The organism is Novilysobacter selenitireducens, from assembly GCF_020026895.1.
In the GTDB taxonomy this organism is placed as follows: Bacteria; Pseudomonadota; Gammaproteobacteria; order Xanthomonadales; family Xanthomonadaceae; genus Lysobacter_C; species Lysobacter_C selenitireducens.
Genome location: NZ_JAINZW010000002.1, coordinates 345089 through 361166, shown reverse-complemented (window position 1 = coordinate 361166; position 16078 = coordinate 345089). Strand labels below are relative to the sequence as shown.

Annotated in this window: 12 protein-coding genes and 2 pseudogenes; 7 read left to right on the top strand and 7 right to left on the bottom strand. The window is 67.8% G+C overall.

Annotated elements, in window-relative coordinates; all coding sequences use genetic code 11:
* Positions 1–10 precede the first annotated feature (10 nt).
* The 6 genes from sucB to K6753_RS05430 all read left to right on the top strand — a co-directional run bounded on the left by sucB (position 11) and on the right by K6753_RS05430 (position 5499).
* A complete protein-coding gene (gene sucB, locus K6753_RS05455; RefSeq protein ID WP_223675175.1) occupies positions 11–1243 on the top strand; it encodes a dihydrolipoyllysine-residue succinyltransferase in 1233 nt (410 codons plus the stop codon).
* 198 nt (positions 1244–1441) lie between these two features.
* Complete coding sequence (gene lpdA / locus K6753_RS05450) at positions 1442–2884, top strand: dihydrolipoyl dehydrogenase (RefSeq protein WP_223675174.1); 1443 nt, start codon at positions 1442–1444, stop codon at positions 2882–2884.
* Between the two features lie 136 nt (positions 2885–3020).
* A complete protein-coding gene (locus K6753_RS05445; RefSeq protein ID WP_223675173.1) occupies positions 3021–3614 on the top strand; it encodes an LOG family protein in 594 nt (197 codons plus the stop codon).
* A 76-nt stretch (positions 3615–3690) separates the two neighbouring features.
* Positions 3691–3987: a GIY-YIG nuclease family protein gene (locus tag K6753_RS05440; RefSeq protein WP_223675172.1), complete on the top strand. Its 297-nt coding sequence runs from the start codon at positions 3691–3693 to the stop codon at positions 3985–3987.
* Positions 3988–4050: 63 nt separating this feature from the next.
* Positions 4051–5049 (top strand): YhdH/YhfP family quinone oxidoreductase, encoded by a 999-nt coding sequence (locus K6753_RS05435; protein WP_223675170.1) that lies wholly within the window; start codon positions 4051–4053, stop codon positions 5047–5049.
* Positions 5050–5133: 84 nt separating this feature from the next.
* Positions 5134–5499 (top strand): response regulator, encoded by a 366-nt coding sequence (locus K6753_RS05430; protein ID WP_223675169.1) that lies wholly within the window; start codon positions 5134–5136, stop codon positions 5497–5499.
* Positions 5500–5649: 150 nt separating this feature from the next.
* Here K6753_RS05430 and K6753_RS05425 read toward each other — a convergent pair whose 3' ends face one another.
* Positions 5650–6549, bottom strand: a complete 900-nt coding sequence (locus tag K6753_RS05425) for a DnaJ C-terminal domain-containing protein (RefSeq protein ID WP_223675168.1) — start codon at positions 6547–6549, stop codon at positions 5650–5652.
* Between the two features lie 267 nt (positions 6550–6816).
* Here K6753_RS05425 and K6753_RS05420 point away from each other — a divergent pair, with 267 nt between their 5' ends.
* Entirely contained in the window at positions 6817–7305 is a 489-nt protein-coding gene (locus K6753_RS05420; RefSeq protein ID WP_223675166.1) for a peroxiredoxin, read from the top strand.
* A gap of 70 nt (positions 7306–7375) precedes the next feature.
* On the opposite strand, the gene gyrA is transcribed toward K6753_RS05420, so the two are convergent.
* The 6 genes and pseudogenes from gyrA to zipA all read right to left on the bottom strand — a co-directional run bounded on the left by gyrA (position 7376) and on the right by zipA (position 16007).
* Positions 7376–10009, bottom strand: a complete 2634-nt coding sequence (gyrA, locus tag K6753_RS05415) for a DNA gyrase subunit A (RefSeq protein WP_223675164.1) — start codon at positions 10007–10009, stop codon at positions 7376–7378.
* A gap of 484 nt (positions 10010–10493) precedes the next feature.
* A complete protein-coding gene (mtnA, locus tag K6753_RS05410) occupies positions 10494–11549 on the bottom strand; it encodes an S-methyl-5-thioribose-1-phosphate isomerase (RefSeq protein WP_223675163.1) in 1056 nt (351 codons plus the stop codon).
* Positions 11550–11759: 210 nt separating this feature from the next.
* On the bottom strand, positions 11760–12740 hold the full coding sequence (epmA, locus tag K6753_RS05405) for an EF-P lysine aminoacylase EpmA (RefSeq protein WP_223675162.1): 981 nt from the start codon (positions 12738–12740) through the stop codon (positions 11760–11762).
* Positions 12741–12844: 104 nt separating this feature from the next.
* Positions 12845–13138: pseudogene (locus K6753_RS14805) on the bottom strand (BRCT domain-containing protein); the annotation flags it as partial.
* Between the two features lie 128 nt (positions 13139–13266).
* Positions 13267–15184 (bottom strand): annotated as a pseudogene (gene ligA, locus K6753_RS05400) (NAD-dependent DNA ligase LigA); the annotation flags it as partial.
* A 67-nt stretch (positions 15185–15251) separates the two neighbouring features.
* Positions 15252–16007, bottom strand: a complete 756-nt coding sequence (gene zipA, locus K6753_RS05395; RefSeq protein ID WP_223675160.1) for a cell division protein ZipA — start codon at positions 16005–16007, stop codon at positions 15252–15254.
* Positions 16008–16078 lie beyond the last annotated feature (71 nt).

Genomic DNA, 16078 nt, shown 5'->3' with positions numbered 1-16078 from the left:
CGTTTTCCCCATGAGCACCGAAATCAAAGTCCCGGTACTGCCCGAGTCCGTGTCGGACGCCACCATCGCCAGCTGGCACAAGAAGCCGGGCGACGCGGTCAAGCGCGACGAGAACCTGGTCGACCTGGAAACCGACAAGGTGGTGCTGGAAGTGCCCTCGCCGGTCGACGGCGTGCTCAAGGAAATCAAGTTCGACACCGGCTCCACCGTGACCAGCGAGCAGGTCCTGGCGATCGTCGAGGCGGGCGCCGCTGCATCGGGCGAGGCCAAGGGCGATGCGGCCGCGTCGAAGGACGAGGCGAAGAAGCAGGAAGCCGACACCAAGCCGGTCCAGCCCAAGAGCGACACCGCCAAGTCCGAGGCCGCCAAGCCGGCCGCGAAGTCCGACAAGGGCGGCGAGCTGCCGCCGGGCGCGCGCTTCACCGCCGCCAAGGAAGGCATCGACCCCAAGGACGTGGAAGGCACCGGCCGCCGCGGCGCGGTGACCAAGGAAGACATCGTCAACTACGCGCGCAGCGGCGGCGTCGGCAAGGCCGGCGGCGCCCGTCCCGAGGAGCGCGTGCCGATGACCCGCATGCGCGCCCGCATCGCCGAGCGTCTGATGGAGTCGAAGAACTCCACCGCCATGCTGACCTCCTTCAACGAGGTCAACCTGGGCAAGGTCATGGCCATGCGCAAGGAGCTTGGCGAGTCGTTCCAGAAGGAGCACGGCATCAAGCTCGGCTTCATGAGCTTCTTCGCCAAGGCCGCCGCCAATGCGCTGCTGAAGTACCCGCTGGTCAACGCCTCGGTCGACGGCAAGGACATCATCTACCACGGCTACGCGGACATCTCGATCGCGGTGTCGACCGACAAGGGCCTGGTCACCCCGGTGCTGCGCAACGTCGAGCGCATGGGCTTTGCCGATGTCGAGAAGGGCATCGACGGGTTCGCCAAGGCGGCGCGCGAAGGCGGCCTCAAGCTCGAGGACCTGCAGGGCGGCACGTTCACCATCACCAACGGCGGCACGTTCGGCTCGCTGATGTCGACGCCGATCATCAACCCGCCGCAGTCGGCGATCCTCGGCATGCACGCCATCAAGGAGCGCGCCATCGTCGAGAACGGCCAGGTCATTGCCGCCCCGATGATGTACATCGCGCTGAGCTACGACCACCGCATCATCGACGGCAAGGACGCGGTGCTGTTCCTGGTCGACATCAAGAACCAGCTCGAGAACCCGCACCGAATGCTGCTGGGCATGTGATCCGCTACGAGCCCCTCTCCCGCCGGGAGAGGGGTTGGGGTGAGGGTCCGGCGAAGCAGCGTTGGTGAAATTCACCAGGGCGATCGACTGCAAACCCACCACCCGGAGCCGGCGCTTCGTCACTCCGCCGAACCCTCATCCGGCGCTTCGCGCCACCTTCTCCCGAGGGGAGAAGAGAAAAGCGAAAGGAACAACAGCATGAGCGAACAGCAGAACTTCGACGTCGTCGTCATCGGCGCCGGCCCCGCGGGCTACCACGCCGCCATCCGTGCCGCGCAGCTGGGCCTGAAGACCGCCTGCATCGACGCCGCGCTGGGCAAGGACGGAAAGCCGGCACTGGGCGGCACGTGCCTGCGCGTGGGCTGCATCCCGTCCAAGGCGCTGCTCGATTCCTCGCGCCAGTTCTGGAACATGGGCCACCTGTTCGGCGACCACGGCATCAGCTTCAAGGACGCCAGGATGGACGTCGGCCAGATGATCGGCCGCAAGGACAAGATCGTGAAGCAGTTCACCGGCGGCATCGCGATGCTGTTCAAGGCGAACAAGGTCGCGACGTTCTACGGCTTCGGCACGCTGCACAAGGGCAACGTGGTCAAGGTCAAGCAGCACGACGGCAGCGAGGTCGAGCTCAAGGGAACCAACGTCGTCATCGCGGCCGGCTCGGACTCCATCGAGCTGCCGTTCGCCAAGTTCGACGGCGAGACCATCGTCGACAACGCCGGCGCGCTGGACTTCGAGTCGGTACCCAAGCGCCTGGGCGTGATCGGCGCCGGCGTGATCGGCCTGGAACTGGGCAGCGTGTGGAAGCGCCTGGGTGCCGAGGTCACGATCCTCGAGGCGCTGCCGGACTTCCTGGCCGCCGCCGATGCCGAGGTCGCCAAGACCGCCGCGAAGGAATTCAAGAAGCAGGGCCTGGACATCAAGCTCGGCGCCAAGGTCTCCAAGGCTGAAGTGAAGGGCAAAGGCAAGTCCAAGGAAGTCCACCTGACCTACACCGACAAGGACGGCGAACAGTCGATCGTGGTCGACAGGCTGCTGGTCGCCGTGGGCCGCAAGGCCGCCAGCAAGAACCTGCTGGCCGACGGCACGGGCGTGAAGCTCGACGACCGTGGCCGCATCGAGGTCGACGAGCACTGCCACACCGGCGTCGACGGCGTGTGGGCGGTCGGCGACTGCGTGCGCGGCCCGATGCTGGCGCACAAGGGCTTCGAGGAAGGCATCGCCGTGGCCGAGCTGATCGCCGGCTTGCCCGGCCACGTCAACCTCGACACCGTGCCGTGGGTCATCTACACCGAGCCGGAAATCGCCTGGGTCGGCAAGACCGAGCAGCAGCTCAAGGACGAAGGCGTGCCCTACAAGACCGGCAGCTTCCCGTTCGCGGCCGTCGGCCGTGCCGTGGCGATGGGCGAGCCGGCCGGCTTCGTGAAGGTCATCGCGCACGAGGAGACCGACCGCGTGCTCGGCCTGCACCTGGTCGGCGTCGGCGTCTCCGAGCTGGTCCACGAGGGCGTGCTGACCATGGAGTTCAACGGCTCGGCCGACGACCTGGCTCGCATCTGCCACGCCCACCCGACCCTGTCGGAGGCGATCCACGATGCCGCCATGGCCGTGGACAAGCGCGCGATCCACAAGGCGAACTGACGTGTGTCGGTCGGTTGCGTGACGACTGCGCACCGACCCCACCGGCCGTCGATCGGCCCGACGTGATGCTGTCGACTGGACGCCGGGCACTGCCCGGCGTCTTCATTTCCAGCCACCCTCGACCCCACGGGTACTCATGAAAAGCCTTTGTGTCTACTGCGGCTCCAATGCCGGCTCCCGGCCGGCCTACACCGAACGCGCGATGGCCCTGGGTCATCGACTCGCCGCGGAGGGCATCGCCCTCGTCTACGGCGGCGGCAATGTCGGCCTGATGGGCGTGGTCGCCGATGCCGCGCTGGAAGCCGGCGGCGAAGTGATCGGCGTCATCCCCGAACAGCTGGTCGGCTGGGAGGTCGCCCACCGCGGCGTGACGCGCCTGGAAGTCGTCGCCAACATGCACGAGCGCAAGGCCCGCATGTTCGACATCGCCGATGGCTTCGTCGCCCTGCCCGGCGGCTTCGGCACGCTGGACGAGATGTTCGAGATGCTGACGTGGCGCCAGCTCGGAATCGGCAACAAGCCCTGCGCGTTCCTCGACGTCGAGGGCTTCTACGCGCCGTTGGTGTCGATGATGGACCGCATGGTGGCCGAGCGCTTCCTGCACGCCGACCAGCGCCATGACCTGTGGCATGGCGAGGACCTCGACACGATGCTGGCGTGGATGCGCGACTACGCGCCAGCCGGCGCGGACAAATGGCTGGACGAGAAGCGGCGGAAGGCGCTGCGGTAACGTGCCTTTGCGTCGTCCCAGCGAACGCTGGGACCCACTTTGACGTGCGAGCGATACCACCAACAAGGATCGCAACATGCGGGAACGGACTCCCTGCGTCTACATCCTCGCCAGTCGTGAACGCGGCACGCTTTATATCGGCCTGACCTCCGACCTGCCGCAACGCGTGTGGCAGCACAGGACCGGCCAAGTCGAAGGCTTCACGCGTCAGTACACTGTCACGCGACTCGTCTGGTTCGAAGTCCACGAAGAGATGCTCAGCGCCATCGCTCGGGAGAAGCGCCTCAAGGCATGGAGGCGTGCATGGAAGATTGAGCTCGTCGAATCGAACAACCCCGGCTGGGTTGACCTGTATCCCGGGATCAATGCGTGACCGCACGGCTCGGGGAATCAAAGATGGGCCCCAGCGTTCGCTGGGGCGACGGAGTGATGGAACATGACACCTGATACGTTCACCGCCTTCCGCATCCACAACGACGACGCCGGCTACCGCAGTGGCCTGGAGCCGATCCGGCTGGACGACCTCGCGCCCGGCGAGATCGTCATCAAGACCGCGTACTCGTCGATCAACTTCAAGGACGCACTCGCCGGCACCGGCGAAGGCAAGATCCTGCGCCGCTTCCCGCTCGTGGGCGGCATCGACGTCGCGGGACACGTGGTGGCCTCAACCGACGCGGCCTACAAGGAGGGTGACGCCGTCCTCGTCACCGGCTGCGGGCTCAGCGAGACCCGTGACGGCGGCTACTCCGAGTACGCCCGGATCGAGTCGCAGTGGGCCATCCCCCTGCCCTCCGGGCTCAGCCTGCGCGAGAGCATGATCCTGGGCACTGCGGGCTTTACCGCCGCGCTGGCACTGCTGCGCATGGTCGAAAACCGACAGGTGCCGGACCTGGGGCCGCTGGCCGTCACCGGCGCCACAGGCGGTGTCGGTTCCCTGGCCGTGGACATCTTCAGTCGCGCCGGGTTCGAGGTACACGCGGTGAGCGGCAAGGCCGACCAGGTTGATTACCTCAAGTCGATCGGTGCCAACGAAGTGGTCGGTCGGGACGCGCTCTCGACGACGCGCCCGATGGAGTCGGCACGTTTCGGCGGCGGCCTCGACAACGTCGGTGGCCCGATGCTGGCCAGCCTGCTGGCGCAGACCGCGCCCTATGGCAACGTCGCCAGCGCCGGCCTTGCCGCCACCCACGCGCTCGAAACGACCGTCATGCCTTTCATCATCCGTGGGGTCTCGCTGTTGGGCGTGGCCTCGGCGGGCACTGCGCGCGACATTCGCGAAGCCGTCTGGCAGCACCTCGCCAGCGACTGGAAGCCCCGCCACCTGGACCGCATCTGCACCCGCGAAGTCACGCTCGACCAGTTGCACGAGGTGTTTCCGGTGATGCTGGACGGTGGCTCGCTCGGCCGGACGCTGGTGCGCATCGGTGGCGACTGACGCCGCCTGTCGAGCCGTCCATGCGGGCGATTTGCGGCCCCGCCGCAGCCCGCTACAATCGGCCCCATTTCCCGGGGACTGACTATGGCGCGCATTCTGATCGTGGACGATTCGCCGTCCCAGCTGGTGGGCATCAAGCGCATCGTGGAGAAGCTGGGGCACGACACGGTGACCGCCGAGGATGGCGCGGCCGGCGTCGAGGCCGCCAAGCGCGAACTCCCTGACCTGGTGCTGATGGACGTGGTGATGCCAAACCTCAACGGCTTCCAGGCGACCCGCTCGATCACGCGCGACCCGTCGACCAAGCACATCCCGGTGGTGCTGGTGACCACCAAGGACCAGGACACGGACCGCGTGTGGGGCATGCGCCAAGGCGCGAAGGCGTACATCACCAAGCCGTTCAACGAGGCCGATCTGGCCGAGGTCCTGGGGCAGTTGCTGCCGGGTTGAGGCTTATTTGGGGCTAGGGGCTAGGGCTCGAGAGCGTCCGCCCTGTCGCACGAATGCAATGAGGGATCGGCTTTTCGCTTGCGCGGACGCGGCGGCTGAGGCGCATCCCTTACTTCGTTTGGAACGGCCGCATGCCCGCAACTCAGGCGATCAAGCCCGTCGCCAGTCGCTCCCGAAAGCATCCCGCAGCGCCTCATAGGCCTGAGTCTGCGCGGTGTCCTGCGGCGTCGGGGCCAACACTTCCAGTTCGACGATCTGGTCGCCGTCGGGCGCCCCCGGCAAGCCGCGGCCCCGCAGGCGCAGCTTTCGCCCGGCTTCCGACTTCGCCGGCACCTTCAGCTCCACCGGGCCGCCCAGCGTCGGCACGCTGACCGTCGCGCCCAGCGCCGCTTCCCACGGTGCGACCGGAAGCTGGTGGATGATGTTGCGGCCGTCAACCTCGAACTGGGGGTGCGCGGCGTACTCGACTTCGAGCAGCAGGTTGCCGCCGCCCTCGCCCTGCCCGGCCAGGCGGATGACCTGGCCCTCGCGAACGCCCTTGGGCACGCGCACGTCCAGCGTCTTGCCGTTGATGCCGATGCGCACCGACCCGCCCTGGAAGACGGTCTCCAACGAGATCGCGAGCTTCGCGCGGGTGTCGCCGGGCGGCCTCGGACGGCCCTGGAATCCCGGTCCGCCGCGGGCACGGCCGCGTCCGAACATGCTTTCGAAGAAATCGCTGAAGCCGCCCCCGGCGCCGCCGCCGGCGAATATCTCCTCGAAGTCGACGCCGCCGTACCCCTGCCCGCCCCCGAACCCACCGGGCGGCGGCTGCACCTCCTCGCCCGGCCGGTAGCCACGCGCGCGCAGCTGGTCGTACGCGGTGCGCTTCTGCGGGTCGCGCAGCGCCTCGTACGCCTCGTTGACGGCCTTGAACCGCTCTTCCGCACCCGCCTCCTTGCTGACGTCCGGGTGGTACTTGCGCGCAAGGCGCCGATACGCGGTCTTGATCTCCGCTTCGCCGGCGGAAGGCTCGACCCCGAGCGTGTCGTAGTAATCCTTGAATTGCATGGTGTCTTCGGTCGGTCGGAAAGGTGTGGGAGGCCCGCGCGCTCCAGGCCAAAGGGACGCTGGCCACTCGGGCGGACGCGCACCGGGAAGCTGACACAATGGCCGCGCCCGGCGCGATTTCAAGTGAAGGTTGCGGGGAATCCTTGCCATTCTCGCCAACACGCGACGCGCATCCCACCGGTCGATATCCAGCCAGGTCGTTGACGTGGTTACGCGCCCGACGGCCTAGACTGTGCCGCTTCCCACCACGTTGAAGGCCCCCGTGCCATGAGCATCAAAGTCGGCGATCGCATTCCCGAAGTCCCCCTGCAGCGCATCCGCGACGGCATCGAGACCGTCGATACCAACAACCTGTTCGATGGCCGGCGGATCGTGCTCTTTGCCGTGCCCGGCGCGTTCACCCCCACGTGCTCGGAAAAGCACCTGCCCGGCTTCGTCGAGCATTTCGACGCCTTCCGCAGCCGCGGCATCGAGGTGGCATGCATGTCGGTCAACGACCCCTTCGTGATGCAGGCCTGGGGCCAGGCCCACCATGTGCCCGATGGCCTGATGATGCTGGCCGACGGCAATGGCGACTTCGCACGGGCGTTGGGCCTTCAGCTGGACGCCAGCGCGTACGGCATGGGCACGCGCGCCAAGCGCTTCGCGCTGTACGCCGAGGACGGCATTGTCCGTGAACTGCAGGTCGAGGCACCGGGCGAGTTCCGCGTGTCGTCGGCCGAGCACATGCTGGAACTGCTCGACGCGACGAAGTAGCCGGCGGCCGGCCGTCACCAACGAAAACGCCGCCCGAGGGCGGCGTTTTCGCATCCGGGACCCGAAGGGGTCAGCCCGCGTCCGGCGCAGGCTCCGCCGTGCCAGCGTCGGCCGGCTGCGTCGCAGTCGCCGGGTCGATGGCGCCATCGGCGTCTTCGCCCTCGACGTCTTCGTCGTCCAGCGAGGCGTCCAGGCGCTCCACCGCCTGCAGGGTCTCGTCCGCAGCCAGGCGCATCAGCGTGACACCCTGGGTGTTACGGCTGACCTGCGAGATCTCGGAAGCGCGCGTCCGGACCAGCGTGCCGCCGTCGGAGATCAACAGCACCTCGTGGTGCTCGCTGAGCTGCACCGCGCCCACCAGCGGACCGTTGCGCTCGCTGGTCTTGATCGCCAGCACGCCCTGCGTGCCGCGGCCCTTGCGCGGGTACTCGGCCTGCGGCGTGCGCTTGCCGTAACCGCGCGCACTGGCGGTGAGGATGTCGCCGTCACCGTCGATCACGATCAGGCTGACGACCTGCTCGCCCTCGGCCAGGCGCATGCCGCGCACGCCGGTGGCGGTACGACCCATCGAACGCACCGAGCCTTCGTCGAAGCGCACCGCCTTGCCGTTGCTGGCGAACAACATGATGTCGCGCTCGCCATTGGTCAGTTCTGCGTTGACCAGCGCATCGCCGTCATCGAGGTTGATGGCGATCTTGCCGCGCTGCAGCCGGTAGGCGAACTCGGTCAGCGGCGTCTTCTTGACCGTGCCGTTGCGGGTGGCGAAGAACACGTACTTGCCTTCCTCGTACTCGCGCACGGGTACCACGGCCTGCACCTGCTCGCCGGTTTCCAGTGGGATCCAGTTGATGATCGGACGGCCGCGCGCGTTGGGGCCGGCATCGGGCAACTGGTGCACCGACAGCCAGAACACGCGGCCGGCGCTGGTGAAGGTCAGCAGCGTGTCGTGCGTATTGACCAGCCAGAGCTTGTCGATGAAATCCTCGTCCTTGGTCGCCGCCGCGTTGCGGCCACGGCCGCCGCGCTTCTGCGCCCGATACGCGGTGACCGGCTGGCGCTTGGCGTAACCGGCATGCGACAGCGTGACCACCACGTCTTCCGGCGCGATGAGGTCGAGGATGTCCAGGTCTTCCTCGCTCTGGCGGATCTCGCTGCGGCGCGCATCGCCGAACTCTTCCTTAACGTTGCGCAGCTCGGTGCGAATCACTTCCAGCAGCACGTCCGGGTTCTCGAGGATCTCGATCAGGCCACGGATCGTCTCCAGCAGCAGCTTGTATTCCTCGGTCAGCTTCTCCTGCTCCAGCCCGGTCAGGCGGTGCAGGCGCATCTCTAGGATCTGCTGGGCCTGGATCTCGGTCAGCTGGTAGCGCCCATTGATGAGGCCCACGCCGTCGGGCAGGTCCTCCGGACGCGAGGCGTCGGCGCCGGTGGCCGCCAGCAGCGCGCCGACCAGGCCGGGCTCCCACGTGCGCGCCAGCATCCGCTCGCGCGCCTCGTTCGGGTTCGCCGACGTCTTGATCAGCTCGATCATGTCGTCGATGTTGGCCAGCGCAACCGTGAGGCCTTCAAGGATGTGCGCGCGGGCGCGGGCCTTGCGCAGGTCGAAGATGGTGCGGCGGGTGACCACCTCGCGGCGGTGGCGGACGAACGCCTCCAGCACCTGCTTGAGGTTCAGCAGCTGCGGGCGGCCATCGACCAGCGCCACCATGTTGATGCCGAACACCGACTCCATCTGGGTCTGCTGGTAGAGGTTGTTGAGCACGACCTCCGCGGACTCGCCGCGCTTGACCTCGATGTAGATGCGCATGCCGTCCTTGTCGGACTCGTCGCGCAGCTCGCTGATGCCCTCGAGCTTCTTCTCCTTCACCAGCTCGGCGATCTTCTCGATCAGCCGCGCCTTGTTGACCTGGTAGGGGATCTCGGTGACGACGATCGCCTCGCGGCCGTTGTCGGCCACCTCGACGTCGGCCCGCGCACGCATGCGCACCCGGCCGCGGCCGGTGCGGTAGGCGTTGATGATGCCGGCGGTGCCGTTGATGATGCCTGCGGTCGGGAAATCCGGACCCGGGATGTGCTCCATCAGCCCGTCGACGTCGATGTCGGGCTGGTCGATCAGCGCAATGGTCGCGTCTATCACCTCGGACATGTTGTGCGGCGGGATGTTGGTCGCCATGCCGACCGCGATGCCGGCCGAGCCATTGACCAGCAGGTTCGGAACCCGCGTCGGCATGACCGTGGGCTCGAGTTCCTTCTCGTCGTAGTTGGGCTGGAAGTCGACGGTTTCCTTGTCGATGTCGGCCAGCAGCTCGTGGCTGATGCGCGACATGCGCGCCTCGGTGTAGCGCATGGCCGCGGCCGAATCGCCGTCGACCGAACCGAAGTTGCCCTGCCCGTCCACCAGCATGTAGCGCAGCGAGAACGGCTGCGCCATGCGCACCAGGGTGTCGTACACCGCCGAGTCGCCGTGCGGGTGGTACTTACCGATGACGTCACCGACGATGCGCGCCGACTTGTAGTACGGCTTGTTGCTGTGCGCGCCCAGCTCGTTCATCGCGTAGAGCACGCGCCGGTGCACCGGCTTGAGGCCGTCGCGCGCGTCGGGCAGTGCGCGCCCGACGATGACGCTCATCGCGTAGTCCAGGTAGCTGCGGCGCATCTCGTCTTCGAGATTGACCGGGATGATTTCCTTGGCGAGTTCGGCCATCGGGTTTCCGTTTCTGGAGGCGGATCAGGCCGTTTCCGGATGTGCTGCGGAGGGGCATTTCGGCACCCGCGCGACAGCCATTGGGAACGGCATCAAAAAGACGTGAAATCGTATCACGAACGGCGGGTTCGCGCACACTGATTTATACGCAGAAACAAGCACTTACGGCGCCATCAGCCGATCGGGCGCGAGTTCTTTCGCCACGGATCACACGGATAGCCACGGCGAGGGCAAATGCAGCGGCATTGCTTCCCTCTCCCACGGGAGAGGAGTCGCAGGAGAGGGCCTGGCAGAGCCGAAGGGAATGACGTGCCGAGGAGCTGGAAGACGCCATGTACCGGAGTTGGTGACAACTTTGGCCGTTTGCCGCGACGACTCTTCGCCGGACCCTCTCCCCAACCCCTCTCCCAGGGGAGAGGGGCTCAGGCAGCTTCTCTGCTAGAGATCGTCTCGTGCCGATCCGCATCCATTTGTGGCACGAAGATCAGCCGAACGCCGCCCGCATCTTCGCCTCGTCCGGCTGCTCGATGACGCCGCGCTCGGTGACGATCGCATCGATCAGCGTGTGCGGGGTCACGTCGAACACCGGGTTCCAGGCCGCGATCTGTTCGGCCGCGGTGCGCACCGTGCCGACGCCGAACAGCTCGCCCGGGTCACGCTCCTCGATCTCGATGGCATCGCCGTCGGGGGTTTCCATGTCGACCGTGGACGACGGCGCGGCCACCATGAACTTCACACCGTGGTGTTTCGCTGCCAGCGCCAGCTGGTAGGTGCCGATCTTGTTGGCGGTGTCGCCATTGGCGCAGATGCGGTCGGCGCCGACCACCACCCATTGCACCGCACCGGTCTTCATCAGGTGCGAGGCGGCCGCATCGGCGATCAGCGTCGGCTGAATGCCGTCCTGCTGCAGCTCCCAGGCCGTCAGCCGCGCGCCCTGCAGCCACGGCCGCGTCTCGCCGGCATACACCTTGCCGATGCGGCCCTGCGCGACGCCGGCGCGAATCACCCCCAGCGCGGTGCCGAAGCCGGCCGTCGCCAGTGACCCGGTGTTGCAATGGGTCATCACCCCACTGCCCTCGCCTATCAACGCGGCGCCCAGTGCGCCCATGCGCCGGTTGGCTGCCAGGTCCTCGGCGGCGATGGCGTGGGCCTCGCGCTCGATCACTTCGTACCAGTCGGCGCCGGCCGATGCCAGCACCCGGCGCATGCGCGCCAGCGCCCAAGCCAGGTTGACCGCGGTCGGGCGTGCCGCATTGAGGCGCTGCATGGCGGGCTCCAGTGCGGCAGCCGCTTCTGCGCCGCTCGCCGCCTGCACGTCGCGTGCGGCCAGCACCACGCCCCACGCCGCCGCAATTCCGATCGCCGGTGCACCACGCACGGTCAACGCATGGATGGCCTCGGCCACCTCGTCGCTGGTTTCACAGCGAACGTATTCGACGATGAAAGGCAGCTTCCGCTGGTCGAGCAGTTCCAAGGCATCACCGGTCCAGCGGATCGGGCGGACGCGGTCGTAACGGTCGAAATCGAAGGTGTCGGTCATCCGGCGATTCTATCCGCAGCGTTGTAGGAGCGGCTTCAGCCGCGATGCCTGCTGCCGAAATCCCGGGCGTCGACTGTAGGAGCGGCGTAAGTCGCGATCGTTGCTGGCGGTTGCCGTCGCAGGCATCCCACTCCCGGTCGCGACTCACGTCGCTCCTACAGGAGGTCGGGTGCGGGATCGCGGCTGAAGCCGCTCCTACAGAAACAGGGATTAGGCGCGGGCGAAGTCGAAGGCGAGCACGTCGGCGATGCGGTTGGTCCCGAGCATCGCCATCAGCAGGCGGTCCACGCCGAGCGCAACGCCCGCGCAGTCGGGGAAACCCGATGCAAGCGCACCCAGCAGGCGGTCGTCACGGGGCGGGACGGCGTCCCCGCGCGATCCACGCACCGCGCGGTCGCGGTCGAACCGGGCCCCCTGCTCCGCCGCGTCGGACAGCTCGTGGTAGCCGTTGGCCAGCTCCAGCGGACCGAGATAAAGCTCGAAGCGCTGCGCCACCGGGGTGCCGTCCTCGTCCGGCGCGATGCGGGCGAGCGCGCACTGGCTGGCGGGGTAGTCGGTCACGGCGGTCATCCGGTCGACCGGGAACGCCGGCTGCAACCGGTGGGTCATCAGCAGGTCGAGCCAGTCGTCGCGGGTCAGCCCGGCCGGGTCGATGACGACATCGCCGAGTGCATCGAGCAGCGACTCGTCGGACGCGGTCATCGGGTCGAGGCCGAGTTCCCGGCGGTAGAGGTCGCGATAGCGAACGCGCTCCAGGGTGGCGCTGCGATCAACCAGCGCCAAGGCCTGCCGGATCAGCTCTACGGTCTCATCGACCAGCCGATGGTGGTCCCAGCCGAGCCGGTACCACTCCAGCATGGTGAACTCGGGGTTGTGGCGACCGCCGGCCTCGCCATCGCGGAACACCCGGCCGAGCTCGTAGCAGTCACCGAACCCCGCCGCCAGCAGGCGCTTGAGCGGGTACTCGGGCGAGGTTCGCAGCCAGCGCGTGCGCGACGCCCCATCCGTGCGGCCGGAGAACTCCAAGGAGAAGGACGCGATGTTCGGATCGGTATTGCCGGCGAGCGACATCACCGGGGTTTCGACCTCGACCACGCCGCGCGCTTCGAAGAAGGCGCGGATACGGGCATTGAGCGCCGCGCGCAGGCGCAGGGCGTCGAACGATGCGGAGGGCTGCCAGTCAATGGGCATCGAGCCGGGCCTTTGTAGGAGCGGCTTCAGCCGAGATTGTGAAATTAGGCCGCGCGTACCGGCATTCGATCGCGGCTGAAGCCGCTCCTACAGGGGGCACGGGGTCATTCATGGTCGGCGAGCAAGGCCTGCAGCCTGGCTTCGTCCCAGACCTCGACGCCCAGCGACTCGGCCTTGGCGAGCTTGGAGCCGGCAGCCTCGCCGGCCACGACGAAGTCGGTCTTCTTCGACACGCTGCCCGTTGCCTTGGCACCCAGTGCTTCGAGCCGCGCCTTGGCTTCGTCGCGGGTCATCGACGACAGCGTCCCGGTCAGCACCACTGTCTTGCCGTCCAGCGGGCCGGCGGCGATGGCGTCCTCGGCGGGCAGTGCTGCGAGCAGCGCCTGCATCGCCTCGAACGAGGCCGAAAGCAGGCGGCTGTTGGCCTCCACTTCCAGCCATGTGGCAAGTGCCGAGGCGGTATCGGCCGGCAGGCCGGCGGTCACGAAGTTGTGCTCCGGCGCATCGATCACGGCCGCGGCATCCGGGAATGCGGCCGCCAGTTGCTCGGCGCGGATGCGGGTGACCTTGGGAATCTCCAGGTCGACCAGCAATGACGCCAGGTCCAGGCCCTCGCGAAGCCTGGGAGACGGTGGATGCTCGTCCTCGATCACCACGCCGCGCTCGAGCAGGTCGTCGATGACCTGCTGGTTGCCGGCCTGGTCGAAAAAGTGGCCCAGGGCTCGCGCCACTTCCCCGCCTATGTCCGGAACGTGCTTGAACAACGGCCACGGCAGGCGCCGCACGATGTCGAGCGACCCGAACCACTGCGCCAGTGCCTTGGCCGTGCTCTCGCCGACGTGCTGGATGCCCAGCGCGAACAGGAAGCGCTCCAGCGTCGTGCGGCGACTCTGTTCGATGGCGTCGACCAGGTTTTCGGCCCACTTGGTGGCGACCTTGCCCGCCTTCACCGTCTCCGGCGTGGTTCCGTCGCGGTCGTCCGCACGGCGCTTCATCTCCAGCAGGTCTTCGAGCGTCAGCCGGAAGATATCGGCAACCGATTCGACGAAGCCCAGGTCGACCAGCGCCTCGACGAAGCGCTCGCCCATGCCCTCCACGTCCATCGCGCGACGCGAGACGAAATGGCGGATGGCTTCCTTGCGCTGCGCCGGGCACGACAGCTCGCCCGAGCATCGCCAGACGGCCTCGCCCTCCTCGCGCACGATCTCCGATCCGCAGACCGGGCACGCGGTCGGCATTGACCACTCGGGTGCGTGCGGGTCGCGGTACTCGGGCATCACCCGCACGACCTCGGGAATCACGTCGCCGGCGCGGCGCACGATCACCGTGTCGCCGACGCGGACGTCGAGCCGCGCGATCTGGTCGGCGTTGTGCAGCGTCGCGTTGGTCACGGTGACGCCGGCGACCTGCACCGGCTTCAGGCGCGCGACCGGCGTGGCCGCGCCGGTGCGGCCGATCTGGATGTCGATGCCTTCCAGCACCGTCGACTGTTCCTGGGCCGGGAACTTGTGCGCCAGCGCCCAGCGCGGTGCCCGCGAGACAAAGCCGAGCTGCTCCTGCTCGGCGTAGTCGTCGATCTTGTAGACCACGCCATCGATGTCGAACGGCAGCGAATCGCGGCGTTTGCCGATGCGGCGGTAGTAGCCCAGCAGGCCGTCCAGGCCACGGACGACGTCGCTCTCACCGCTGACGGGGAAGCCCCACTCGCGCAGCCTGGCGAGCGTCGCCGAATGCGTCTGCGGGAGCTCGCCGCCCTCCACCGCGCCGACGCCATAGGCGTAGAACGCAAGCGGCCGCTGCGCGGTCATGCGGGGATCGAGCTGGCGCAACGACCCGGCCGCGCCGTTGCGCGGGTTCGCCAATACCTTGCCGCCGTCCGCCAGGGCGCGTTCGTTGTAGCGCTTGAAGGCCGCCAGCGGCATGTAGACCTCGCCACGCACCTCGAGCACGCGCGGCCAGCCTTCCCCGCGCAGGTGCAGCGGCACCGCCTTCACCGTGCGCAGGTTGGCGGTGACATCCTCGCCAGTGGCGCCATCGCCGCGCGTGGCGCCCTGCACGAACCGGCCGCCTTCGTAGCGCAGGCTGATCGCCAGGCCGTCGAGCTTGGGCTCGACCGAGAACACCGGTTCGTTCTCGTCCAGCGCCTGGCCGATCCGGCGAACGAAGTCGGCGACTTCCTCATCCTCGAACGCATTGCCCAGGGACAGCATCGGCATCGCATGGCGCACTTCGGCGAACGCGCCGGTGGGCGCGATACCGACACGCTGGGTCGGCGAATCCTCGCTGGCGAGCTCGGGATGTTCCGCTTCCAAGGCCTCGAGTTCGCGCAGCAGCCGGTCGTACTCGGCGTCGGGCATCGACGGGTCGTCGAGCACGTAGTACCGGTAGTTGGCGTCGTCGAGCGTGCGACGGAGTTCGTCGATGCGTGCGGCGGGACTGGGCATGTGGATTAGCGAAAGTGGCGGCCGCGCGGTCACCAATGGCCGCGTCGCAGCGATCCCACGGCTGGCCTTACCAGCGGCCCGGCCGCGTCAGTGGCGGCGCCTCGCGCTCGCGGTCGTAGGCACGCAGTTCGTCGCGGATGTGCATGACGCGCTGGCGGCCCAGTGCATTGCGCTGCTCGTCCAGCACGATGCCGCCCAGCAGTTCGGCCATGCGCTCGGCGGTGGGCTGCATGGTTTCCCAGGCGTTGAGCGCCGGCACCGGCGCCGGCAGCGTCAGGAAGAAGGCGATGGCCGGGGTCTCCAGCGACTGGATGTCGGCCATGTCGAAACTGCCCGGCTTCATGATGTTGGCCACGCTGAAGACCGGGCCGCGCTCGGGATGGCCCTCGACCAGGCGGTGGAACACGCCCATGTGGCCATAGACCAGGCCGGCCTTTTCGGCGGCCACGACGATGTCCGGGCCGTGCAGCTTTTCACCGGCGCGGGCCGCCAGGTACAGGGTGATGATCTTGTCGAATTCTTCGCTGACGCGGCGGCCGAGTTCGGTGTTGCCCGCTGCCGCGCCACCTTCGACGGTGCGTTCGAACAGGTCCAGTTCGGCCTGCGTCGCTGCGTCGCCACCGGCGGGAAGCTCATCGCTCGCCAGCTCGTTCTCGAGCTGCTCGCCCAGCGTCGGCTCGCGGCGGGCGGTGGCATCACGCCCGTCTCGCGCGACGCGGCGCCCCTGGCCGGGCTTGCGCGGCCGGCCGAAGAAAACGATCGCGGCGATTAGGATCAGGCCGGCGACGAGGATTCCGATTCGCAGCAGGGTCACGTCGGACATCGGGGTCTCCTGGAGGGCCGTGCAATAAGGTGACGGGCGATTGTCCGCAATGCGGGCGAAAGGCGCAAAGC

What these genes read in the sequence shown, in the direction of transcription:
- K6753_RS05430 (WP_223675169.1), top strand. Translation starts at nt 5,134, where the DNA reads ATGGCGCGCATTCTGATCGTGGACGATTCGCCGTCCCAGCTGGTGGGC.
- lpdA (WP_223675174.1), top strand. Translation starts at nt 1,442, where the DNA reads ATGAGCGAACAGCAGAACTTCGACGTCGTCGTCATCGGCGCCGGCCCC.
- epmA (WP_223675162.1), bottom strand. Translation starts at nt 12,740, where the DNA reads ATGCCCATTGACTGGCAGCCCTCCGCATCGTTCGACGCCCTGCGCCTG.
- zipA (WP_223675160.1), bottom strand. Translation starts at nt 16,007, where the DNA reads ATGTCCGACGTGACCCTGCTGCGAATCGGAATCCTCGTCGCCGGCCTG.
- K6753_RS05445 (WP_223675173.1), top strand. Translation starts at nt 3,021, where the DNA reads ATGAAAAGCCTTTGTGTCTACTGCGGCTCCAATGCCGGCTCCCGGCCG.
- K6753_RS05440 (WP_223675172.1), top strand. Translation starts at nt 3,691, where the DNA reads ATGCGGGAACGGACTCCCTGCGTCTACATCCTCGCCAGTCGTGAACGC.
- K6753_RS05425 (WP_223675168.1), bottom strand. Translation starts at nt 6,549, where the DNA reads ATGCAATTCAAGGATTACTACGACACGCTCGGGGTCGAGCCTTCCGCC.
- sucB (WP_223675175.1), top strand. Translation starts at nt 11, where the DNA reads ATGAGCACCGAAATCAAAGTCCCGGTACTGCCCGAGTCCGTGTCGGAC.
- gyrA (WP_223675164.1), bottom strand. Translation starts at nt 10,009, where the DNA reads ATGGCCGAACTCGCCAAGGAAATCATCCCGGTCAATCTCGAAGACGAG.
- mtnA (WP_223675163.1), bottom strand. Translation starts at nt 11,549, where the DNA reads ATGACCGACACCTTCGATTTCGACCGTTACGACCGCGTCCGCCCGATC.
- K6753_RS05420 (WP_223675166.1), top strand. Translation starts at nt 6,817, where the DNA reads ATGAGCATCAAAGTCGGCGATCGCATTCCCGAAGTCCCCCTGCAGCGC.
- K6753_RS05435 (WP_223675170.1), top strand. Translation starts at nt 4,051, where the DNA reads ATGACACCTGATACGTTCACCGCCTTCCGCATCCACAACGACGACGCC.